This window comes from Phreatobacter sp., from assembly GCF_030691135.1.
GTDB lineage: Bacteria > Pseudomonadota > Alphaproteobacteria > Rhizobiales > Phreatobacteraceae > Phreatobacter.
Map to the genome: position 1 here is coordinate 44,265 of NZ_JAUYFA010000063.1, position 21,614 is coordinate 65,878.

General features: G+C 68.0%; 20 protein-coding genes and 2 pseudogenes. 9 read left to right on the forward strand and 13 right to left on the reverse strand.

The window, feature by feature from the left end; all coding sequences use genetic code 11:
• Window positions 1-22: 22 nt before the first annotated feature.
• The 3 genes from Q8O26_RS11320 (at window position 23) to Q8O26_RS11330 (ending at window position 3,689) form a co-directional block, all read left to right on the forward strand.
• Window positions 23-1,345 (forward strand): DUF2865 domain-containing protein, encoded by a 1,323-nt coding sequence (locus Q8O26_RS11320; RefSeq protein WP_305575627.1) that lies wholly within the window; start codon window positions 23-25, stop codon window positions 1,343-1,345.
• A 63-nt stretch (window positions 1,346-1,408) separates the two neighbouring features.
• A complete protein-coding gene (locus tag Q8O26_RS11325) occupies window positions 1,409-1,723 on the forward strand; it encodes a hypothetical protein (protein ID WP_305575628.1) in 315 nt (104 codons plus the stop codon).
• A 79-nt stretch (window positions 1,724-1,802) separates the two neighbouring features.
• Window positions 1,803-3,689, forward strand: a complete 1,887-nt coding sequence (locus Q8O26_RS11330) for an FAD-dependent monooxygenase (protein WP_371134537.1) — start codon at window positions 1,803-1,805, stop codon at window positions 3,687-3,689.
• Between the two features lie 19 nt (window positions 3,690-3,708).
• Here Q8O26_RS11330 and Q8O26_RS11340 read toward each other — a convergent pair whose 3' ends face one another.
• Together Q8O26_RS11340 and Q8O26_RS11345 are read right to left on the reverse strand one after the other, a co-directional pair.
• Complete coding sequence (locus Q8O26_RS11340; RefSeq protein ID WP_305575629.1) at window positions 3,709-4,443, reverse strand: hypothetical protein; 735 nt, start codon at window positions 4,441-4,443, stop codon at window positions 3,709-3,711.
• A gap of 8 nt (window positions 4,444-4,451) precedes the next feature.
• Window positions 4,452-6,416 carry an ABC transporter ATP-binding protein/permease gene (locus Q8O26_RS11345; protein ID WP_371134539.1) on the reverse strand — a complete coding sequence of 655 codons (1,965 nt, stop codon included), beginning with the start codon at window positions 6,414-6,416 and terminating at the stop codon, window positions 4,452-4,454.
• 186 nt (window positions 6,417-6,602) lie between these two features.
• Here Q8O26_RS11345 and Q8O26_RS11350 point away from each other — a divergent pair, with 186 nt between their 5' ends.
• The 3 genes and pseudogenes from Q8O26_RS11350 to Q8O26_RS11360 form a co-directional block, all read left to right on the forward strand.
• Complete coding sequence (locus tag Q8O26_RS11350) at window positions 6,603-7,214, forward strand: TIGR00730 family Rossman fold protein (RefSeq protein ID WP_305575631.1); 612 nt, start codon at window positions 6,603-6,605, stop codon at window positions 7,212-7,214.
• A gap of 39 nt (window positions 7,215-7,253) precedes the next feature.
• Window positions 7,254-7,478, forward strand: a pseudogene (locus Q8O26_RS11355) (type II toxin-antitoxin system ParD family antitoxin); the annotation flags it as partial.
• Between the two features lie 32 nt (window positions 7,479-7,510).
• Window positions 7,511-7,789: pseudogene (locus tag Q8O26_RS11360) on the forward strand (type II toxin-antitoxin system RelE/ParE family toxin); the annotation flags it as partial.
• A 2-nt stretch (window positions 7,790-7,791) separates the two neighbouring features.
• Here Q8O26_RS11360 and cimA read toward each other — a convergent pair.
• From cimA to Q8O26_RS11390, 6 genes are all read right to left on the reverse strand, one after another.
• Window positions 7,792-9,405: a citramalate synthase gene (gene cimA / locus Q8O26_RS11365; RefSeq protein ID WP_305575633.1), complete on the reverse strand. Its 1,614-nt coding sequence runs from the start codon at window positions 9,403-9,405 to the stop codon at window positions 7,792-7,794.
• Between the two features lie 7 nt (window positions 9,406-9,412).
• Window positions 9,413-9,547, reverse strand: coding sequence for a hypothetical protein (locus Q8O26_RS11370; protein ID WP_305575635.1), 135 nt, complete (start codon window positions 9,545-9,547; stop codon window positions 9,413-9,415).
• Window positions 9,544-10,002, reverse strand: coding sequence for a GFA family protein (locus tag Q8O26_RS11375; protein ID WP_305575637.1), 459 nt, complete (start codon window positions 10,000-10,002; stop codon window positions 9,544-9,546). Before Q8O26_RS11375 ends, Q8O26_RS11370 begins: the two co-directional genes overlap by 4 nt.
• Window positions 9,999-11,384 (reverse strand): cysteine--tRNA ligase, encoded by a 1,386-nt coding sequence (gene cysS, locus Q8O26_RS11380; protein ID WP_305575639.1) that lies wholly within the window; start codon window positions 11,382-11,384, stop codon window positions 9,999-10,001. The genes Q8O26_RS11375 and cysS overlap by 4 nt, the downstream gene beginning before the upstream one ends.
• Window positions 11,385-11,563: 179 nt before the next feature.
• Window positions 11,564-12,016: a hypothetical protein gene (locus Q8O26_RS11385; RefSeq protein WP_305575641.1), complete on the reverse strand. Its 453-nt coding sequence runs from the start codon at window positions 12,014-12,016 to the stop codon at window positions 11,564-11,566.
• 107 nt (window positions 12,017-12,123) lie between these two features.
• Window positions 12,124-12,645, reverse strand: coding sequence for a CreA family protein (locus Q8O26_RS11390; RefSeq protein WP_305575642.1), 522 nt, complete (start codon window positions 12,643-12,645; stop codon window positions 12,124-12,126).
• Between the two features lie 148 nt (window positions 12,646-12,793).
• Here Q8O26_RS11390 and Q8O26_RS11395 point away from each other — a divergent pair, with 148 nt between their 5' ends.
• Window positions 12,794-13,222: a VOC family protein gene (locus Q8O26_RS11395; RefSeq protein ID WP_305575644.1), complete on the forward strand. Its 429-nt coding sequence runs from the start codon at window positions 12,794-12,796 to the stop codon at window positions 13,220-13,222.
• Between the two features lie 110 nt (window positions 13,223-13,332).
• Window positions 13,333-15,582, forward strand: a complete 2,250-nt coding sequence (gene parC / locus Q8O26_RS11400) for a DNA topoisomerase IV subunit A (protein ID WP_305575646.1) — start codon at window positions 13,333-13,335, stop codon at window positions 15,580-15,582.
• Window positions 15,583-15,586: 4 nt separating this feature from the next.
• Here the strand turns inward: parC and Q8O26_RS11405 are convergent, their stop codons facing one another.
• The 5 genes from Q8O26_RS11405 to hemB form a co-directional block, all read right to left on the reverse strand.
• The gene (locus Q8O26_RS11405; protein ID WP_305575648.1) at window positions 15,587-16,558 is read right to left on the reverse strand and encodes a tripartite tricarboxylate transporter substrate binding protein; all 972 of its coding nucleotides are present in this window, start codon (window positions 16,556-16,558) and stop codon (window positions 15,587-15,589) included.
• Between the two features lie 93 nt (window positions 16,559-16,651).
• Window positions 16,652-17,410, reverse strand: coding sequence for an arginyltransferase (locus Q8O26_RS11410; protein WP_305575650.1), 759 nt, complete (start codon window positions 17,408-17,410; stop codon window positions 16,652-16,654).
• Between the two features lie 141 nt (window positions 17,411-17,551).
• The gene (locus Q8O26_RS11415; protein WP_305575652.1) at window positions 17,552-18,805 is read right to left on the reverse strand and encodes a threonine ammonia-lyase; all 1,254 of its coding nucleotides are present in this window, start codon (window positions 18,803-18,805) and stop codon (window positions 17,552-17,554) included.
• A gap of 40 nt (window positions 18,806-18,845) precedes the next feature.
• Window positions 18,846-19,229, reverse strand: coding sequence for a hypothetical protein (locus tag Q8O26_RS11420; RefSeq protein WP_305575654.1), 384 nt, complete (start codon window positions 19,227-19,229; stop codon window positions 18,846-18,848).
• Entirely contained in the window at window positions 19,226-20,275 is a 1,050-nt protein-coding gene (hemB, locus tag Q8O26_RS11425; protein ID WP_305575657.1) for a porphobilinogen synthase, read from the reverse strand. The genes Q8O26_RS11420 and hemB overlap by 4 nt, the downstream gene beginning before the upstream one ends.
• Window positions 20,276-20,473: 198 nt before the next feature.
• Here hemB and Q8O26_RS11430 point away from each other — a divergent pair, with 198 nt between their 5' ends.
• Complete coding sequence (locus Q8O26_RS11430; RefSeq protein ID WP_305575659.1) at window positions 20,474-21,613, forward strand: acyl-CoA dehydrogenase family protein; 1,140 nt, start codon at window positions 20,474-20,476, stop codon at window positions 21,611-21,613.
• Window position 21,614 lies beyond the last annotated feature (1 nt).

Below are 21,614 nucleotides of genomic sequence, written 5' to 3' on the forward strand. Positions count from 1 at the left end.
GGTGTGGCTGGCTTTGGCGGGGATGGCAGTCGCCATCGCCGCCGATATGGCGCAGCCGTCCCAGGCCCAGGCGCAGGCCCCGGCGGTCTGCGGGCAGATTCGCGCCCGGATCGCCCAGCTCGACCGGGCGCCCGCCGGCGGCGCCGCCAACCGCCGCTTCGTCGCGGCGGCCCGCAGCCAGCGGGCCGAGATCGCCAACGTCACCCGCGCCTACCAGGCGGCAGGCTGCGGCGGCTTCTTCCAGGGCGCCCAATGCGCCGCCCTCGACGGGCGCCGCCGCCAGATGCAGGCCAATCTCGCCCAGCTGGAGACGCAGGCGGGCGGCGGAGGGATGGAGACCGCCCAGCGGGCCCAGCAGCGGGCGCAGCTCATCGCCGCCTTCGACGCCAATGGCTGCCGCGGTGGCGCGGTGACGCGCGAGGCCGCGGCCCCGCCGCGTACGGGCCTCTTCGGCTTCGGCGCCACGCCCGATCGCGATTTTCACCGTGAATACCGGACGCCGGACTCGCGGCCGCAGTCGGCCTACCGCGAAGGTGCCGAGCCGCAGCGTCCCGGCTTCGGCAATTTCATCGAGCACCTGTTCAGTGCGCGGCGCGACCCCCGCTTCGACGATGTCGCGCCCGTGCCCGAGGAGCAGTTGCGTCCCGGCGACGGCGACGCCCGTCCGCGCAATGTCGGTCACCGCGCCGTCTGCGTCCGCCTCTGCGACGGTGCCTTCTTCCCCATGACCTCGTCACCGCGGCCGGGCGCGCAGCTCGGTCAGGAGGAGCTCTGCCAGATGCAGTGTCCCGGCGCCGAGGTCGCGCTCTACCGCATGCGCGACGACCAGATCGAGAATGCCGTGTCGATGAGCGGCGCCCCCTACACGGCGCTGCCCAATGCCCTGCGCTTCCGCCAGCGTTTCGACGCCGCCTGCACCTGCCGGCCGCGCAACGGCTCCTGGGCGCAGGCCTTCGCCGATCGCGCCGACCCGACCCTGCGCTCCGGCGATCAGGTGATCTCCGCCGAGCAGGCGCGCCTCCTGTCCATGCCCGCCGACCAGCGGCAGGCGGTGCGCGAGGAGATTGCCTCCGAGCAGCGCACCCGCCGCGAGGCCGAGCGTCTGGAACGGCTCGACCGGGCGCGCGGTCGCGACGGTGCTCCCCGCCCGACCATCGGTCTCGACGGCACCGTTCGCGCCCCCGCCGAGCCGGAACCGCTGGAAATCCGCGGCACAACGCCGGATGCCCTGCAACTGCCGTCCCCCGCGCAAAGCGGCAGCGAGCCAGACCGGCGCAACATCCGCGTCATCGGCCCTCTCTACGCACCCCGCGCCGACACACCGGCGGCTCCCAGCGGCGGCTGACCTTCAGGGCGCGCGGCCGGGCAGCCTCGGCCCGCATCGCCCCCGATACCGAGAAAGTGCCTCATGGATCTCGTTCTCCACGGTCTCGTCTGGCTCGCGCTGATCGGGGCGACAGCCTGGCTCCTCTCCTTCTGGCCGCGCTGGGTTGCCGACGAGCTCGGCGTGCCGGCGCGTGAGATGCTTATGCGGCCCTGGATGCGGGGCATCGCTCCCTATCGGATCCGCTGGCCCTTCGTGTCGCTCGCCTTCTACGCGCATTTGTGGCGCCGAGGCCGCGTTCTGGAATTCGTCCTGGCGGCGATCGCCTTCTTCTCGGCGTTCCGCATCGCCAGTGCCATCCTCAAGACCGCGAGCGCCGTCATGCGGGCCGGCGGCTGAGCGACGGGGTGGACGGGGGCGCCCGCCTCGGTCAAAACAGGCGGAAACGGTTTCAGGCGAAACCATCGGGAGGCCGTGCATGCCGATCGCCGCGCCGGACGCGCTGCCGCTTCGCTTCACTTATCGGCGCCATCCGGATCAGTCCGCTGCGGCACCCGCGCGCCATCCCGTCGTCATCGTCGGCGCCGGACCCGTCGGCCTGTCGCTCGCCATCGATCTCGCCCTCGCCGGCATCGCCAGCGTCGTCCTCGACGATGCCGACCGCATCGGCGAGGGCAGCCGCGCCATCTGTTTCGCCAAGCGGACGCTGGAGATCTTCGACCGGCTGGGCGTCGGCGAAGGGCTGGTCGCCAAGGGTGTGACCTGGCAGCGCGGCCGCGTCTTCCTCGGCGAGCGCGAACTCTACGACTTCGACCTGCTGCCGGAGGCCGGACATCGCCGTCCCGCCTTCATCAACATCCAGCAATTCCACGTCGAGGCGGCGCTGGTGGCGCGCGCCCTTGAACTCGGCGACCGCATCGACCTGCGCTGGCTGAACCGCGTCGACGCCATCGCGCCGCAGGGCGATGGCGCCATCCTGACCGTCGGGACGCCCGACGGCCCGTACCGCATCGCCGCCGACTGGGTCATCGCCTGCGACGGCTCTCGATCGCCGATCCGCTCCATGATGGGGCTCGACTTTGACGGCGAGGTCTTCGACGACCGCTTCCTGATCGCCGACGTGAAGATGAGCGCGGACTTTCCGACCGAACGCTGGTTCTGGTTCCAGCCGCCCTTCCATGCGGGACAGTCGGCCCTGCTGCACAAGCAGCCGGACGATGTCTGGCGCATCGACCTGCAACTAGGTCGCGATGCCGATGCCGAGGTGGAGAAGCGGCCGGAAAATGTCGTCCCGCGCATCCGCCGGATGCTCGGCCACGATGCCTTCACGCTCGAATGGGTGTCGGTCTACACCTTCCAGTGCCGCCGGCTCGCCCGCTTCATCCACGGCCGGGTGATCTTCGCCGGCGATGCCGCCCACCAGGTCTCGCCCTTCGGAGCCCGGGGTGCCAATTCCGGGATTCAGGATGCCGAAAACCTCGCCTGGAAGCTGGCCCTGATCCTGAGGCGGGAGGCGGGGCCGGGCCTGCTCGCGACCTATGATGGCGAGCGCGGCGCCGCGGCCGATGAGAACATTCTGAACTCGACGCGTGCCACCGACTTCATCGCGCCGCCCTCGCCGGGCGAGAGGACCGTCCGCGACGCCGCGCTGGCGCTGGCCGCTTCGGCACCTTTCGCGCGGCGCCTCGTCAATTCCGGGCGGCTCTCCACCCCGACGACCTATGACAGCGAACTGTCGACCCCGGACGGTGATGACTGGGCCGGTACGGCGCGTCTGGGCGCGCCGGTGCCCGACCTGCCCCTCATGCGTGCCGACGGTCGCCAGACCCACCTCACCGCGCTCGCCGCGGGGCGCTTTACCCTGATCACGATGGGAGAGACGGGCATGGCGGTTCCCGGCTGCGACCGCCTGACCATCGGCCCGGACCTGCGCGACGGCGACGGGCTCTTCGCCCAGCGCTTCGACGCCACGCCCGGTGCGGGCTTCCTGTTGCGCCCGGACGGACATCTGGCGGCACGCTGGCGCAGCCCCGATCCCGTGAAGGTCGAACATGCGATGCGGCGCGCGAAGGGATTCCAGGACAAGGACTTGGCCGGCCGCGCTGAATCGGAATCATCGCCTGAACGGGTTGAATCTCAACATGAGGACCAGCACGCGACGCCGCTGGTGACCGAAAACCGTTTCGCAGACCCCGATGCCGCCCTGCGCATCCTGGCCGATGCCCACAGGCCCCTGTCGGAAAGCGCCAGCGCCGCCTTCAACGCCCGGCTTCTGCTGATCCTCGCCAACCATGTGGGGGATCAAGCCGTACTGGCAGAGGCCGTGGCCCTGGCACGCAAGGCCCTTGATTCCGAGGCATCCTGAGGAGCCGCGACGGCGTCTGTCAGCCGATCGACGAACGCCCCGACATCCATGCCGCCACCGCCATCCACGGGCGGTCGACGAGGCTGCCATGGGCGGGCCTGTCCTCGCGCGCGAGCTTCAGCGGATGGACGTCGAGCAGCGGCAGGGCGGGTCCGGAATAGTTCTCGCTGATGAGGATGCCGGAGCGTGCCCCGCGCACCAGCACCGCATCGGAAGGCGCTGCCGAGACGAACTTCTCGCCGGGGCTACGCTCCCGGCCGGTGAGCCGCGTTTCCTCGAAGGCGACGACGGAGCCGTTGTCGGCGAGGACCAGATAGACGAGCGGCATGGTCTCGGCCTCCTGGAAGCCGATGGCCTCGACGAAGCGCCAGCTCTCCTCCTGCACGTCGCCCTCGGCGATGTCCGCGAGGATGGCCCGCCGCAGCGCCGTCGTCCGGCCCCTTCGCGCGACGACGCGCAGGGCGCTCATGCCGCCCCAGCCGCCGAGCCAGAAGAGCGCGGCCAGCAGCCAGGTCTGATCGTTGCCGAAGGACACGCCGGTAGCGAATTGCAGGCCCCAGGCGGCGAGGAGCGCGACGGGACCGATGAACAGGAGCGAGATGAGGCCGAGACCGAACCCCGAGCCCACTTCGGCGAGGTCGGACTGCGCATCGTGGCGCAGGTCTTCCACGACATCCCGCAGCACGTTCTTCTCCGAACGGTCCGCAGGCCGGCGGTAGGACAACGACAGGGGCCGCTCGCGTGTCTCGACCATGGGGCCGTTTACTCCGCCGCCTGCCGTGGCGGCTTGACGAAGGCGGCAGCGCTTTCCGCGGACGAACCAGAGGCAGCTTCCTGTGACCGGGCGGGAGTGCCGCGATCGAGGCCTGCGATTTTTTCCTCGGCCTCGGCCGCTTCGCGCTGACGGTTCCACAATCCGGCATAGAGGCCGCCCTTGGCAAGCAGTTCTGCATGCGTGCCGCGCTCGGCCACTCTGCCGTCGTCGAGAACGATGATCTCGTCGGCATTCACCACGGTCGACAGGCGGTGGGCGATGACGATGGCGGTGCGGTCGCGGGAGATGCGGTCGAGGGCTTCCTGGATCTCCCGTTCGGTATGGCTGTCGAGTGCCGAGGTCGCTTCATCAAGGACCAGAATGGGCGGCGACTTGAGGATGGCGCGGGCGATGGCGACGCGCTGCTTCTCGCCGCCGGAAAGCTTGAGGCCGCGCTCGCCGACCTCGGTCGCATAGCCGTCCGGACTGCGCGCGATGAAGTCGTGGATCTGGGCGAGGCCTGCCGCCTCCTCGACCTCGGCGTCGCTCGCCTCCCAGCGGCCGTAGCGGATGTTGTAGCGGATCGTGTCGTTGAACAGCACGGTGTCCTGCGGGACCATGCCGATGGCCCGGCGCAACGAGGCCTGCGTGACCTCGCGGATGTCCTGCCCGTCGACGGTGATACGGCCGCCGCTGATGTCGTAGAAGCGGAACAGCAGGCGCGAGATGGTCGACTTGCCGGCCCCCGAGGGACCGACGATGGCGATGGACTTGCCCGCCGGCACCTCGAAGGACACGCCCTTGAGGATGGGCCGCGCCGGGTCATAGGCGAAGGTCACGTCCTCGAAGCGGATCGTGCCGCCGGCAACCGCGAGTTCCGCTGCGCCCGGACGGTCGACGATCTCGGGGGCACGACCGAGGATGGCGAACATCGCCTCGATGTCGGTCACCGCCTGCTTGATCTCGCGATAGACCATGCCCATGAAATTCAGCGGTTGATAGAGCTGGATCATCATGGCGTTGATCATGACGAAGTCGCCGACCGTGTTGCGCCCGCGTGTGATGTCGATGGCGCAGAGCACCATGGCGACCGTCATGCCGACGGTGAAGATCGCTGCCTGACCTGCGTTCAGCACGGCGAGCGAGGTCAACGCCTTGGTCGAGGCCGTCTCGTATTTCGCCATGGAGACGTCGTAGCGGGCCTTTTCGCGCGCCTCGGCGGAGAAATACTTGACCGTCTCGAAGTTCAGGAGCGAGTCGATGGCCTTGACGTTTGCGTTGGTGTCGCTCTCGTTCATGTCGCGGCGGATGGCGATGCGCCATTCGGTGGCGTAGTAGGTAAAGCCGAGATAGGCCGCCACGGTCACCAGGATGACCACGACATAGCGCCAGTCGAACATCCACAGGAGGATGCCGACGATCATCGCCAGCTCGAGGATGGTCGGCAGCAGCTGGAGGATGATCATCCTGACGATGGTCTCGATGGCGTTTCGGCCCCTCTCGAGCACGCGCGTCAGCCCGCCGGTCTTGCGCTCCAGGTGGAAGCGCAGGGAGAGCTTGTGCATGTGCTCGAAGGTGAGCAGCGCGAGGCGCCGCACCGCATGCATCGACACCTTGGCGAAGAGGCCGTCGCGCATCTGCGTGACGACGGCCATCAGGACGCGCGAGATGCCGTAGGCGAGGGTGAAAGCCAGCGGGGCGGCGAGGACGGCCGCCCACCAGCCGGCATCGGCCGCCTGCGGAGCGGCGAGGGCGTCGGTGGCCCATTTGAACGTAAACGGCACAACCATGGTGACGAGCTTGGCGATGACCAGCAGCACCATGGCCCAGGCGACGCGCGTCTTCAGGTCGGCCCGTTCATGCGGCCAGATGAAGGGCCAAAGATGCAGGATCGTGCGCGTCAGCGCGCCGCCCTCGGCGGAGACGGGCCGGGGCCCGGCCGCGGGCCCGGACGGCGCGTGAGGAGCTGTCACGATGATCTTGTCCTTGGGGAGTGTGAGATTTTCTCTGGAACCGATATAATCTCCTTTCCCGGCCCGTGAAGCCCCGGCGTCGCGCGAATGCGCATGGCTGACCTCGGCCGGCGCGCCCTGCTATGGTCTCGCCCGCGACTCGCGGTCTGCGCCCTCGCAGCCGAAATCCCCGCTCACGAGGCCACCATGGCGACGATCAAGTCCATCTGCGTCTATTGCGGCTCCGGCTCGGGCCATGACGTCGTCCACGAGCAGGCGGCGCGCGAACTCGGGGCGGCCATGGCCAGGGCCGGGATTCGCCTGGTCTATGGCGGCGGTGGCATCGGCCTGATGGGCACGCTGGCGAAATCCGTGGTCGACGGCGGCGGCAAGGTGCTCGGCATCATCCCGGACTTCCTCAAGCGCAAGGAAATGCCCCTCGACGCGGTGATCGACGTCGTCACCGTCTCCGACATGCACACGCGCAAGATGCGGATGTTCATCGAGGCCGACGCTTTCGTCGCACTGCCCGGTGGCATCGGCACGCTGGAGGAACTCGTCGAGCAGCTCACCTGGGCCCAGCTCGGCCGCCACGCCAAGCCCGTCATCATCGCCAATGTCGGCGGCTTCTGGGATCCTCTGCGGGTCCTGCTCGATCACATGAAGAGCGAGGGCTTCATCCGGCCCGGCCTCGCAGTGAAATACACTGTCATCGACGAGATCCGGGACATCATCCCGACGATCCGCGACCAGGTGGCGGACCTGCCGCAGGAAGCGCTGGCCGCCGAGCACGACACGGTGGTCATCGAGAAGATGTGAGGGTTGTACGATTATACCAAAAATTGGTATTCTCCGCTAATGGCAAAAAACACGTCCATCAGTCTCGGCGATCACTTTGCCACCTTCATCGAAGAGCGGGTCACCGAGGGGCGCTACGCGTCGGCCAGCGAGGTCGTGAGAGCCGGGCTGCGCCTCCTCGAGGAGCACGAGGCGAAGGTGGCGGCCTTGCGGGCGGCCATCGACGAGGGTGACCTCAGCGGCGTCTCCGGACCCTTCGACTTCGATGCGTTCATCGAGCGGAAGTCGGCGTCACGGCTGAGAGGCTCGAACTCACGCCACGGGCCGCGCGTGACCTGGAGGACATCTTCGACTGGTCGGCGGAGACCTGGGGAACCGAGCAGGCCGTGCGCTATGTGAGATCACTGCAGGCGGCGATGGAGCGGCTTCTCCGCTTTCCCGAACTCGGGCGGCCGATCGACGACATCAAGGCCGGGGTGAGAATCCTGCCGGTGGAATCGCATATCGTCGTCTACAGGCGAAGCGCGGATGCAATCGGGGTGGTCCGCATTCTCCACGGCCGGATGGATATTCTCCGCCATCTCCGCCATCTCTGACCTCACAGCCCGACCCCCTCCTTCACCAGCTTGTAGGTGATGGAATCCGTCAGGGCCTGGAAGCTGGCGTCGATGATGTTGGCCGAGACCCCCACCGTGGTCCAGGTCTCGCCTGTGCCGTCGCGGCTCTCGATCAGCACGCGCGTCACCGCGCCGGTGCCGCCGTTGAGGATGCGGACGCGGAAATCGACGAGTTCGAGATCCTCGATGAAGCGCTGGTAGCGGCCGAGATCCTTGCGCAGCGCCGCGTCGAGGGCATTGACCGGGCCGTTGCCCTCGGCCGCCGAGATCATGACCTCGTCGCCCACCTTCACCTTCACGGTCGCCTCGGAGAAGGTGACGAGATCGCCGACGGCGTTGTAGCGCCGCTCGACATTCACCTTGAAGCGCTCCACCGTGAAGAAGGCCGGCACCTCGCCCATGACGCGCTTGGCGAGCAGGAAGAACGAGGCGTCGGCCCCCTCATAGGCATAGCCGAGGCTCTCGCGCTCCTTCACCTCGTCGAGGATGCGCGCGACGCGCGGATCGTCCTTGGCCACCGTCAGCCCGACGCGCTCGAGCTCGGCCAGCACGTTGGACTTGCCGGCCTGTTCCGACACGAGGACCCGGCGGCGGTTGCCGACCGTCTCCGGCGGCACGTGTTCGTAGGTCTCCGGCTCCTTCAGGACCGCCGAGGCATGGATGCCGGCCTTGGTGGCGAAGGCCGAGGCGCCGACATAGGGCGCGTGGCGGTTCGGCGGGCGGTTGATGAGTTCGTCGAGCTGGCGCGAGATCTTGGTGAGCTGGGAGAGCTTGTCGAGGCTCACCCCGACGGCGAAACGGTCGGCATAGGCGGGTTTCAGCAGCAGCGTCGGGATCAGCGAGGTGAGGTTGGCGTTGCCGCAGCGCTCGCCGAGGCCGTTGAGGGTGCCCTGGATCTGCCGGCAGCCGGCGCGCACCGCCGCCAGCGTGTTCGCCACCGCCTGTTCGGTGTCGTTGTGGGCATGGATGCCGAGATGGCCACCCGGCACCACCGCCGCCACCTCCCGCACGATCGCCTCGACCTCCTCGGGCAGGGTGCCGCCATTGGTGTCGCAGAGCACCACCCAGCGCGCACCGGCCTCGAAGGCGGCATGCGCGCAGGCGAGGGCATAGGCGCGGTTGGCCTTGAACCCGTCGAAGAAATGCTCGCAGTCGACCAGCACCTCGCGGCCCCGGGCCTTGGCAGCGACGACGGAGCCGGTGATCCCCTCGAGGTTCTCCTCCAGCGTGCAGCCGAGCGCCACATGGACATGGTAGTCCCAGGCCTTGGCGACGAAGCAAATGGCGTCCGCCGCGGCATCGAGAAGGGCGGCGACCCCCGGATCGTTCGCCGCCGAGCGGCCGGCCCGCTTCGTCATCCCGAAGGCGGTGAACTGCGCCTTCAGGCGGCGCGGCGCGCTGAACAGGGCGGTATCAGTCGGATTGGCGCCGGGATAGCCGCCTTCGATGAAATCGAGGCCGAGATCGTCCAGCAGGGCGGCGATCTTCAGCTTGTCGTCAAGGGTGAAGTCGACGCCGGTCGTCTGGGCGCCGTCGCGCAGCGTCGTGTCGAAAAGATAGAGGCGTTCGCGGGTGTCGGTGATGGAATCGGTCATGGCAATGTCAGATCAGGCCTTTCCAGCGCAGGACGACGAGCGTCAGCGCGAGGAGGAACAGGTTTTTCACGCCGACCCAGAAGGCGATGCGCTTCAGGGCGCGGGCCGTGTCCGCGTCGGCATGGCGAGGCGCTCCGCTCATGCGGGCCACCGGCCGGTGTCGTGGTCGGGATGCTGGTAGGACACCACCGATGCGTAGAAGCCGGCGACCTTGGCCTCCTCCGCCGGGCTGCGTGTCGGCAGCGTCGCGATGTCGGCGATGAAAGGCATGCGCGCCTCGAGCCCCATCTGGATGACCGGGGGGAGGGCGGCCGGATCATCGAAGGCGCCAAGCGCAAGCTCGACGCCTTCGGCATGTTCATAGGTCAGCGGCGTGCCGCAATCGGCGCAAAAGCCACGGCGCACGATGCTGGAACTCTGGAAGTGCTTCGGTGCTCCGCGCGTCCAGGTCAGCCCATGGGCGCTGGCCAGCGGCGCGAAATAGCTGCCGAAGGCCTTCTGGCACATGCGGCAATGGCAGAGCGAGGCGCGGCCGAGGCTCTCGCAGGCAAAGCGCACGGCGCCGCACTGGCAGCCGCCGGTGAAGCGGGCGGTCATCGCATCACCTCCCAGGTCGTCACCGGCTCGCCGGTCGCCGGGTCCTTGCCGTCCTTGAGCTGGATTCCCATCGCCGCGAGTTCGTCGCGGATGCGGTCGCTCTCGGCGAAGTTCTTCGCCTTGCGCGCGGCGAGGCGGGCGGCGATGAGGTCATCGATACGGTCGGTGTCCTTCATGTCCGCCTCCGCGTCGATCTCGGCCGAAAGCTCGCCGGCGCGGGCCTCGTCGAAGCCCATCAGCGCCAGCGCTGCTCTCAGGCCCGGATAATCGCCGCGCTTGTCGAGTGCGTGCAGCTCAGCGATGGCCTTCGCCGTATTGAGATCGTCTCCCAGCGCCTCCAGAACGGCATCGGGAACTGCTCCTGCCGCCGTCCCCGCCGTCGCGCGGTACCAACCTTCAAGCGTCTTCCAGCTCTCTTCCATCGCCCGGACAGTCCAGTCGATGGGCTGGCGGTAATGCGTCTTCAACATGGTCAGGCGCAGCACCTCGCCCGGCCAGGCCTTGCCCTGCCAGCCGTCGAGCAGCTCCTGGATCGTCACGAAATTCCCCAGGCTCTTGGACATCTTCTCGCCCTCGACCTGCAGGAAGCCGTTGTGCATCCAGACATTGGCCATCATCGGATGCCCGAAGGCGCAGGTGGTCTGCGCCACCTCGTTCTCGTGGTGGGGGAAGACGAGGTCGATGCCGCCGCCATGGATGTCGAACACCTCGCCGAGGTGCTTCCAGCTCATGGCCGAGCACTCGATATGCCAGCCGGGACGGCCGGGCTGCGCAATGCCGCAGGGGCTCTCCCAGCCCGGCTCATGCGCCTCGCGCGACGGCTTCCACAGCACGAAATCCATTTCCGAGCGCTTGTAGGGGGCGACGTCGACCCGCGCGCCGGCGATCATGTCGTCCAGCGGCCGCTTCGACAGCCCGCCGTAATTCGGCATGGACGGCACCGAGAAGAGCACATGGTCCTCGGCGACATAGGCGTGGCCGGCCGCCAGCAGCTTCTCGCAGAGCGCCTTCATCTCCGCGATATGCTCGGTCGCCCGCGGCTCGACCGTCGGCCGCAGGTTGCCGAGGGCGTCGATCGCCGCATGGAAGCGCGCCGCCGTGCCCTCGGTCAGTTCGCGGATGGTGATGCCGCGCTCATGGGCGCGCTTGTTGATCTTGTCGTCGAGGTCCGTGATGTTCCGCGCATAGGTGACATGGTCCGCGCCATAGACAAGGCGGAGCAGGCGGAACAGCAGATCGAAGACGATCACCGGCCGCGCATTGCCGATATGGGCGTCGTCATAGACGGTGGGACCGCAGACATACATGCGGATATTCGTGTCATCGATCGGGACGAAGACGTCCTTCGATCGCGTCAGCGTGTTGTAGAGCCTGATCGCCATAGCCGTCTCCGCACAGCACCGCTCGCCGCTGGCCGTGTCAGTGATCTTTTGCGCTTGTGGATTTTGGCAAAGAACGGCGACCGGCCAGCGAAAACGCTCAGCCGCAAATAATCCCGATGAGGATGATCGAACCGTTCATGCGTCAGAGATAGCGCAGAAGGGCGCGCGGACGTCAAGCATCAACCTTCGACCGAGCAGGATACGCGGCCTGTAACCCGGCGGCTGCGGAACTCGCCGTTCACCGTCTCGCCGATGCTCAGCACGTAGCGCCCGCGCCAGGTTTCGGCATTGGCGGTGCCGCGTGCCTCGACAGTGAGATCGATGGTGCCGTGGGGCTCGCCGGCGCGCTCGAAATGGACATGCATCTTCAGGTCGCGTGCGTCGAACCAGCTCTGGGTGAGGTGATCCTTCGTGAAGGTGACCTTTTTGAAGTCCTCGGCGACGTTGGCGGCGCGAACCTCGAGTTCGCCCTCGAACTGGAAGAAGGCACCGCCCGTCGAGCGGCCGATGGGGCTGCCGATGGTGAGTTTCGCCGCGCGGTCCTCCGCCTCGCAGGAAATGCCGCCAGTGGCGTGGGCGGGGGCAAACGACAGGCAGGCGAGAGCCGTGAGGACAAGAAGGCGGCGCGACATGGGAAACTCCGGGCGATGTTGTTGGCCGGAGAAATGCGACGGGCGTTTTTCAGCGTGACGTCACGGAGAATGGCCTGCGGAAACGCAGGAAACGCAGCCGCGGCCCGTCATGAAATGAAATCGCCGCAGCGCACGATCTCGGCCTGCTGGCCCCAGGGCATGATCGGCACGGTGGAGGTCGAGTTCTGCGGCGATCCGTCGATCAGCTTGTCCGAATAGATCATGTAGACCAGCACGTTGCGGCGGGCGTCGCAGCCACGCACGATCTGCACCCGCTTGAAGAAGAAAGACCGGCCCTCGCGGAACACCACGTCGCCCTGGGAGGAGCGGCCGGTGATGCGGATCGGGCCGATCTGCCGGCAGGCGAGCGAGGCCTCGGAGAATTCCTCGGCGAGACCGAAGGCGCCGGCCCAGCCGCCCTTTTCCGGCACGGTGAAATGGCAGGCGACGCCCTCCACCTGCGGGTCATCGATTCCATAGGTGGCCAGCTTGTCGTTGGGGGAAAGCAGGCGGAACACCGTCGAGCGGCGGAAGATCAGGTCCGGCGACTGGGCGAAGGCCGGCAGGACAGGCAGGCCAACGGGAAGGGCCACGATGACGGCAAGGGCTGCGGCGAGGATGCGGCGCATGGGTTGGCTCCGGTGAGGCGCTCATAGGGAGCCTGCCGCCATGGTTTGGCAAGCCGATGGCGTTGACTGCTGGCGACAGGGAACGCCGGGGCGCTGCATCGGTTCCTCCATCTGTCCGCACCTCGCGCCAATTTGACGGAGACAGCCCATGGAAACGAACGCACTGCACCGCGGCCGCCTCATCGACCATGTCCAGCTGGTCGTCGCCGATCTCGCCGCCTCCCGCCGCTTCTATGGCGCCGTCTTCGACGTGCTCGGCATCCCGATCGGCGGTGAAGAAGACAGCTACTTCTGGGCCGACGAACTCTTCATCTCCTCCCGCGACAGCGAGGCGGCGCAGGGCGTGCTGACAGGCCGCCATCACCTCGCCTTCCAGGCCAAGGACCAGGCGATGGTGGAGGCCTTCCACCGGGAGGGCCTCGCCGCCGGCGGCCGCGACAACGGTCCGCCGGGCTTGCGCAAGTATCATCTGGGCTATTTCGCCGCCTTCCTCCTCGACCCCGACGGCAACAATATCGAGGCGGTGTTTCACGGCGAGCACCAGAGGAGTGCGGCATCGGTGGTGGTGACGTTCTGACACGCTATCCCCGCTGACCACAGTCCCGAGGCCGTTCCCAGCTTGTTCCCGCCTGCCGCCCCGCTTATCGAGGGTCCATGTCCCTCATTCCGATTCGCGAGGCCTGACCCATGGGCGAGCGCATAAACCCGCCCTCCGGCGACGACGATGGCATCGAGACCATCAACCTGCGCGACGCGCTGGAGGAGCGCTATCTCGCCTATGCGCTCTCCACCATCATGGGCCGGGCGCTGCCCGATGCCCGCGACGGCCTGAAGCCGGTCCACCGGCGCATCCTCCATGCCATGCGGCTGCTGAAGCTCGACCCCGGCACCGCGTTCAAGAAATGCGCCCGCATCGTCGGCGACGTCATCGGCAAGTTCCATCCGCACGGCGACCAGTCCGTCTACGACGCGCTGGTGCGCCTGGCCCAGGACTTCTCTCAGCGCTATCCCCTCGTCGACGGCCAGGGCAATTTCGGCAATATCGACGGCGACAACGCCGCCGCCTACCGTTACACCGAAGCGCGCATGACCGAGGTCGCGCGCCTCCTCCTCGACGGGCTGGACGAGGACGCGGTCGACTTCCGCAAGACCTACAACGAGGAGGACGAGGAGCCCGTCGTCCTCCCCGGCGCCTTCCCCAATCTGCTCGCCAATGGCAGCCAGGGCATCGCGGTCGGCATGGCGACCTCGATCCCGCCGCACAATGCCGCCGAGATCTGCGACGCGGCGCTGCACATCATCGCCCATCCCGACTGCACGACGCGCGACCTTCTCGCCTACGTGCCGGGGCCCGATTTCCCCACCGGCGGCATCATCATCGAGGGCCGCGCCGCCATCCAGGAAGCCTATGAGACCGGCCGCGGCGCCTTCCGCACGCGCGCGCGCTGGCACCAGGAGGATACCGGCCGCGGCACCTATCTCGTCGTCGTCACCGAAATTCCCTTCGGCGTCACCAAGGGACGGCTGATCGAGAAGGTCGCCGAGCTGATCAACGAGCGGAAACTGCCGCTCGTCGCCGACATGCGCGACGAGAGCGCCGAGGACATCCGCCTCGTCTTCGAGCCGAAATCGCGCAACGTCGATGCCGGCATCCTGATGGAGAGCCTGTTCAAGCTCACCGAGCTGGAAAGCCGCATCCCGCTCAATATGAACGTGCTCATGAAGGGCAAGGTGCCGAAGGTCGTCGGCCTCAAGGAGGTGCTGCGCGAATGGCTCGACCACCGCCGCGACGTGCTGATCCGCCGCTCGCAGCACCGCCTCGCCGCCATCGACAGGCGCCTGGAGGTTCTGGCCGGCCTCCTCGTTGCCTATCTCAACATCGACGAGGTCATCCACATCATCCGGACCGCGGATGAGCCGAAGAAGGCCCTCGTCGCCCGCTTCGACCTCAGCGAGGTGCAGGTCGAGGCCATCCTCAACATGCGCCTGCGCTCGCTGGCCAAGCTCGAGGAGATCGAGCTGCGCAACGAACATGCGGAACTGACCAAGGAGAAGGAGGGCATCGAGAAACTGCTCGCCTCCGAGGCGCTGCAGTGGAAGACGGTCTCCTGGGAGATCGGCAATGTCAGGAAGCAGTTCTCCAAGGAAACCCCGCTCGGCAAGCGCCGCACCACCTTCGGCGAGGCCAGCGAGGTCGATGTCGACGCCTTCGCCGAGGCCCTCGTCGAGCGCGAGCCGATCACCGTCGTCGTCTCCGAGAAGGGCTGGATCCGCGCCCTCAAGGGCCACGTCCAGGACCTTTCGACCCTCACCTTCAAGACCGACGACCGCCTGAAGCTCTCCTTCTTCGCGGAGACGACATCGAAACTCCTGGTCTTCGCCACCAACGGCAAGGTCTTCACCCTGGAGGGGTCGAAGCTCCCCGGCGGCCGCGGTGCCGGCGAACCCATGCGCCTGATGTTCGACCTGGAGCAGGAGCACGACATCGTCGAGGTCGTGCAATATCGCGGCGGCCGCAAGGCCCTTGTCGCCTCCCGCGAGGGCCGCGGCTTCGTCGTCGCCGAGGACGAGCTCGTCGCCAACACCCGCAAGGGCAAGGGCGTCATGGGCGTCGACACCCCGGATGAACTCGCCGCCGTGCGCTTCGTCGAGGGCGATCACGTCGCCATCGTCGGCCTCAACCGCAAGCTGCTCGTCTTCCCGCTCAGCCAGGTGCCGGAAATGGCGCGCGGCAAGGGCGTCCGCCTGCAGAAATACAAGGAGGGCGGCATGGTCGATCTGAAGACCTTCACGCTCGCCGAGGGCCTGACGTGGAAGGATTCGTCCGACCGCACCTGGACGGTGTCGCAGGCCGACCTTTTCGAGTGGATCGGCAACCGCGCCGATACCGGCAAGCTGCCGCCGAAGGGCTTCCCCAAGACCAACAGGTTCGGGTGAGGCGTCAGTCCGCGAGTTCGATCCGCGCCGCCTTCACCACGGCGCGGAAACTCTCGATCTGCGCGGCGAGATAACGACCGGTCTGCTCGGCCGAGGCATCGGCGATCGCCGTGGTGCCGGCCGCGGCGAGCCGCGTCCGCAGCGCCTCGGTCGCGAGAGCCTGCCGAGCGGCCTGCCCGATTTGGGCGATCCGCTCCGGCGGCGTCGCCCTCGGCGCGAGGAGCATGTTCCAGGTCGCGAGTTCGACGCCGGGAAGGCCGGCCTCGGCGAAGGTCGGCACGTCCGGCAGGACGGCCTGACGCGTGGGCGAGCCGATGGCGAGCGCCACCACCCGCTTGCCCTCGATCAGCGACGCCGCGGAGGCGAGGCTCTCGATGGTGAAGGCGACCTCTCCGGTGAGGACAGCCTGCATGGCCGGCCCGCCGCCCCGGTAGGGCACGTGGACGACATCTGCGAGATCAGCCTTCAGCTTGAACAGCTCGCCCGCCAGATGGGTGATCGAACCGGCACCGGCCGAGGCATAGCTGTGCTTGCCGGGCTCGCGGCGCAGGCGGGCGATGAGCTCTTCGAGGCGCGTCGCACCGAAGCCCGGCGCGGTCACCAGCACCAGCGGTGTGGTGCCGATCATCGTGACCGGCGCGAAATCGGCGACCGCATCGAAGCCGAGGCGACGCGCCACCGCCGGATTGACGCCGTGGGTCGAGGCCGAGGCGACCAGCAGCACATGCCCGTCGGGCTCGGAGCGGATGACGACCTCGGACGCCACCGCGCCGTTGGCACCGGCGCGGTTCTCGACGATCACCGCTTGGCCGACCAGGGGGCCGAGCGCCTCGGCGAGCAGCCGCGCTGCGACGTCGGTGGATCCGCCCGGCGCGAAGGGCACGATCAGCCGCAGCGGTCGCTCCGGAAAGGCACCGGCGAGAGGCGCGAAAGGAAGGCTGGCAAGTCCGGCGAGGACGAGGCGACGGGAGGGCATGGCTGGGACCGCGCGACAGGAGCTGATCTCGCTGGCTAGCGCGGCTGCCTGACACGCACATGACGCGGCGCCCGTGGGCCGGCGTCGATCCGGTCAGTTGCCCGCCGCCTCGACCCGGACCCAGCCCTCCGGCTGCAGCCGCTCCTGCGGCAGGAACCGCGCCTTGTAGTCCATCTTCGGCGAGCCCTCGACCCAATAGCCGAGATAGACGTAGGGAAGCCCCATGGTCTTGGCCCGGGCGATGTGGTCGAGGATCACCAGCGTCCCGAGCGAGCGGTCGGCCTGGTCGGGTTCGTAGAAGGAATAGACCAGCGACAGCCCGTCGCCGAGAATGTCGGTGAGCACGCAGGCGACGAGGTCGCCCTTCGAACGCCCGTTGATGGCGGTGTCGACGTCGCGCCTGCGATATTCCACCAGCCGCGTCTTCACATGGCTGTCCTCTACCATCATGGCGTAGTCTAGCACGGTCATGTCGACCATCCCGCCGGCGCGGTGGCGGGCGTCGAGATAGGCCCGGAAGGTCGAGTATTGTTCGGAGGTCGGGATGGCCGGGCGCATCTCGCCGACGAGATCGCCGTTACGCAGCATCACCTTTCGGAACGATCGGCTGGGCCGGAAATCGGCCACCGGCACCCGCACGGAGATGCAGGCCCGGCAGGTCTCGCAGGCGGGCCGGTAGGCGATGGACTGCGACCGGCGGAAGCCGCCCTGGGTCAGGATATCGTTGAGATGCGGCGCCTTAGGCCCGACGAGATGGGTGAAAACCTTCCGCTCCGACTGGCCGGGCAGATAGGGGCACGGCGTCGGGGCCGTGAGGTAGAACTGTGGCGTGTCGCGCGGTTGCTGCGTCAATGGAGCGACGCTCTTTCCAGATTCGTGGCCGTTCGCTTCCTACGATAGGCTCCCCGGGAGCGACGGCAAGTCCGTGATCCATCACGTCGCCGGGACCGCGCATCAGGCGCCCGCCGAACGAAACTCACGAGTCGCCGCTGATCAGCCGAGCTGGCCGCCGCCCGTCTCGATCCGCGTCGCCGGCAGGCCCTCCGCCTCCAGCGCCGCCAGGATTTCGTGAAGATGCGCGCCGTCTCGGACCTCCAGCGTCACGTCCAGCTTGGTGCCCTTGGCCGGGGTGTCGAGGAAGAGGCGACGGTGCTCCACCCCGAGGATATTGGCGCCGAGCCTGCCGAGGAGCGTCGCCACCATGCCGAGAACGCCGGGGCGATCGGGGATGGTGATACGGACCGAGACGATGCGGCCTTCGCGTTCCAGTTCGCGGACCATGATGGAGGCGAGGATGCGTGGGTCGATATTGCCGCCGCACAGGATCAGGCCGACCCTGGCGCCGCGGAACCGCTCGGGTGCGGCCAGCATGGCGGCAAGTCCGGCCGCGCCGGCGCCCTCGGCGATGGTCTTCTGGCGGGTCAGGTAGAGATTGACGGCGCGTTCCAGGTCGCTCTCGCTGGCGAGCAGGATGTCGTCGACGAGGTCGCGCACCACCGGCAGGGTTGATCGCCCGACGATCTTCACGGCGATGCCCTCGGCGAGGGTCGGCCCGCCGACGGGGCGGTTCTCGCCGTGGATCGCGTTCCACATCGAGGGATAGAGCCCGGCCTCGACGCCGATGATGGAGATGCCGGGGCGGATCGCCTTGGCTGCCACCGCATTGCCGCCGATCAACCCGCCGCCGCCGATGGGGATGACCAGCATGTCGAGATCGGGAACGTCCTCCAGCATCTCGCAGGCGATCGTCCCCTGTCCCGCCATGACGGCAGTGTCGTCATAGGGGTGCACCCAGACGCGGTTCTCCGCCGCCTGGATCGCCTCGGCACGGACCTGCGATTCCGCCAGGGTCTCGCCGTCGAGCACCACGGTGGCGCCATGCGAGCGCGTCGCCGCGACCTTCACGAACGGCGTCGTCACCGGCATGACGATGGTGGCGGGAATGCCGAGCCGGCTCGCGTGGAGCGCCACGGCCTGGGCATGGTTTCCGGCCGACATGGCGATGACGCCGCGGCGGCGCTCGTCTGCGCTGAGCGAGGCGAGCTTCACCAGGGCCCCGCGCTCCTTGAAGGAGTTCGTGACCTGCAGGTTCTCGTATTTGACGAAGACCTCGGCTCCCGTGATGGCCGAGAGCGGCGGTGCCGGCAGCATCGGCGTGCGCATGACCTGCCCGGCCAGGACCGCGCGGGCGGCCAGGATATCGGCATAGGTCAGGGGTGGGGAAGAAGCGTCCGGCGCAGCTGTCATGTCGACGGTCTTATCCTGCTGCGGCGCGTTCCGCGAGGCCCTAGCGGGCCTTCCCGGCGGAGCGGGGAGTGGTCGGCGCCTGATCGAGCCACCAGCGTTTGAGGATGACGAAGCGCGCGCCGGGAAAGGGGCCGCGCTCGGTCGACAGGTCCGCGAGGTCCGGCCTGCCGCGCGGGTCCCGTCCCTCGAAGCGGCAGGTCGCAAAATGTGCCGTGCGCGGCAGCCCCGGCCGCTCGGCGAGATAGTCGATGCGCACGCCCGAGCCAGCCGGGGCCGGACCATGGCGGCTTTCGCGGATCAGCGTGCCGGGATCATGCAGGGCCGGCAGGACCTCGCGGCAAAGCGCGAGCTGGTCAGGCGCCACAACGGGAGAACAGGCGCCGGCCGCAAGCGCAGCAGCGGCGATGACGAGGCCGCCTCTCACGCCGCGGCGCTGAGCAGTCCGGCCACCCGCGGCGCGAAATAGGTGAGGATGCCGTCGCAGCCGGCACGCTTGAAGGCGATGAGGCTTTCGAGCATGGCGCGTTCACCGTCGATGGCGCCGGCGCGGGCGGCCATCTCGATCATCGCGTATTCGCCGGAGACCTGATAGGCGAAGGTCGGCACGCCGAACGTGTCTTTCACGCGCCGGCAGATGTCGAGATAGGGCAGGCCGGGCTTGACCATGACCATGTCGGCGCCCTCCGCCAAGTCGATCTCGACCTCCCGCAGCGCCTCGTCGGAATTGGCCGGATCCATCTGATAGGTACGCTTGTCGCCGATCAGCGTCTTCTTGGTGCCGATCGCGTCGCGGAACGGACCGTAGAAGGCCGAGGCATATTTCGCCGCATAGCTCATGATCTGAACTTCGGTGAAACCGCGCGCATCGAGCGCCGCGCGGATCGCCCCGATGCGACCGTCCATCATGTCGGAGGGGGCGATACAGTCGGAGCCCGCTTCCGCCAGGGCGACCGCCTGCTTGCACAGGATGGCGACCGTCTCGTCGTTGAGGACACGGCCACACTCGGTCAGCACGCCGTCATGGCCGTGCGAGGTGTAGGGGTCGAGCGCCGCATCGGTGATGAGGCCGATCTCAGGCACCGCCGCCTTGATGGCGCGGATGGCGCGGCACATCAGGTTGCGATGGTTCTCGGCCTCGGTCCCGACGGGATCGCGCAGGGCCGGGTCGACATAGGGAAAGGGGGCGAGCGCCGGGATGCCGAGCCGGGCCGCCTTCTCGGCGTCGCGCACCGCCTCGTCGATCGAGACACGGTCGACGCCGGGCATGGTGGCGACGGGCGTGCGGGGCTCGGTGCCGTCGACGAGGAAGATCGGCCAGATGAGGTCGTTCGTGGTCAGGACATTCTCGCGCACCAGACGCCGCGACCATTCGGTCTTCCGGTTGCGTCGCAGCCGCGTGGCGATGTCGAGCTGGTGGCCGACCGACGGGGAGACGTCAGCGGCGGGTTTGTGGAAGGCGCGAAGGGTCATGGCCTGTCTCCGCGGCGTTGAGCAGCCGCTGAAGGCACATGAATATCACTCTGGAATTATTCGGAACAGCCCTCCAGAGGGTGGCGGTCCTTGTGCGGTGCGCTATTCGTCGGGCTCCCCCGGGCGGCCGAATTGACCCGGTGCGGCCAAGCCCCATAACCGAAGGCGAGCGTCTTCCTCTCCGGGTTTCCCCTGCCGATGGACTTCTCCCTCTCCGAAGATCAGGAAGCCTTCCGCCAGGTGGCGCGTGACTTCGCCGCTGCCGAGATGGCTCCGCACGCGCGAGACTGGGACGCCGGTTCCGTCTTTCCCGAGGAGACCCTGCGCGCCGCTGCCGCGCTCGGCTTCGGCGGCATCTATGTGCGCGAGGATGTCGGCGGCTCCGGCCTGACCCGTCTCGATGCGGCGGTGATCTTCGAGGAACTCGCCCAGGGCTGCGTCTCCACCACCGCCTATATCTCGAGCCACAACATGGCCGCCTGGATGATCGACGCCTTCGGCCACGAGGACCTCCGGCGGCGCTACGTCCCCGATCTCTGCGCCATGAAGGCCTTCTCCAGCTACTGCCTCACCGAGGCGGGCGCGGGGTCCGACGCGGCATCGTTGCGGACCCGCGCTGTAAGGGACGGCAATTCCTGGGTCATCACCGGCGCCAAGGCCTTCATTTCCGGCGGCGGCCGCTCCGACGTCTATGTCGTTATGGCGCGTACCGGCGGCGAGGGTGCCCGCGGCATCTCCTGCTTCGTCGTCGACAAGGACACGCCGGGTCTCTCTTTCGGCGCCCAGGAGAAGAAGCTCGGCTGGAAGAGCCAGCCGACCGCCGTGGTCGATTTCGACAATGTCCGCGTCCCCGCCGCGAACATGGTGGGAGAGGAGGGCCAGGGCTTCCGCATCGCCATGGCCGGCCTCGACGGCGGCCGCATCAACATCGCCGCCTGTTCGCTCGGCGGTGCCCAGTTCTGCCTCGACCGCACCATCGCCTATATGGGCGATCGCCGGCAGTTCGGGCAGGCGATCAAGGATTTCCAGGCGCTGCGCTTCCGCATCGCCGACTACGCGACCGAACTGGAGGCGGCGCGCCTCATGGTCCGCCGCGCAGCCGTCGCCGTCAGCGAGAAGGATCCGCGGGCGACGACGCTCGCCGCCATGGCCAAGCGCTTCGCCACCGATGTCGGCTTCGAGGTGGTCAACGGCTGCCTGCAGCTTCACGGCGGCTATGGCTATCTCAACGACCACCCGATCGAGCGGGTGCTGCGCGACGTGCGCGTCCACCAGATCCTCGAGGGCACCAACGAGATCATGCGCGTCATCGTCTCGCGTGATCTGCTCGGCGCGTGAT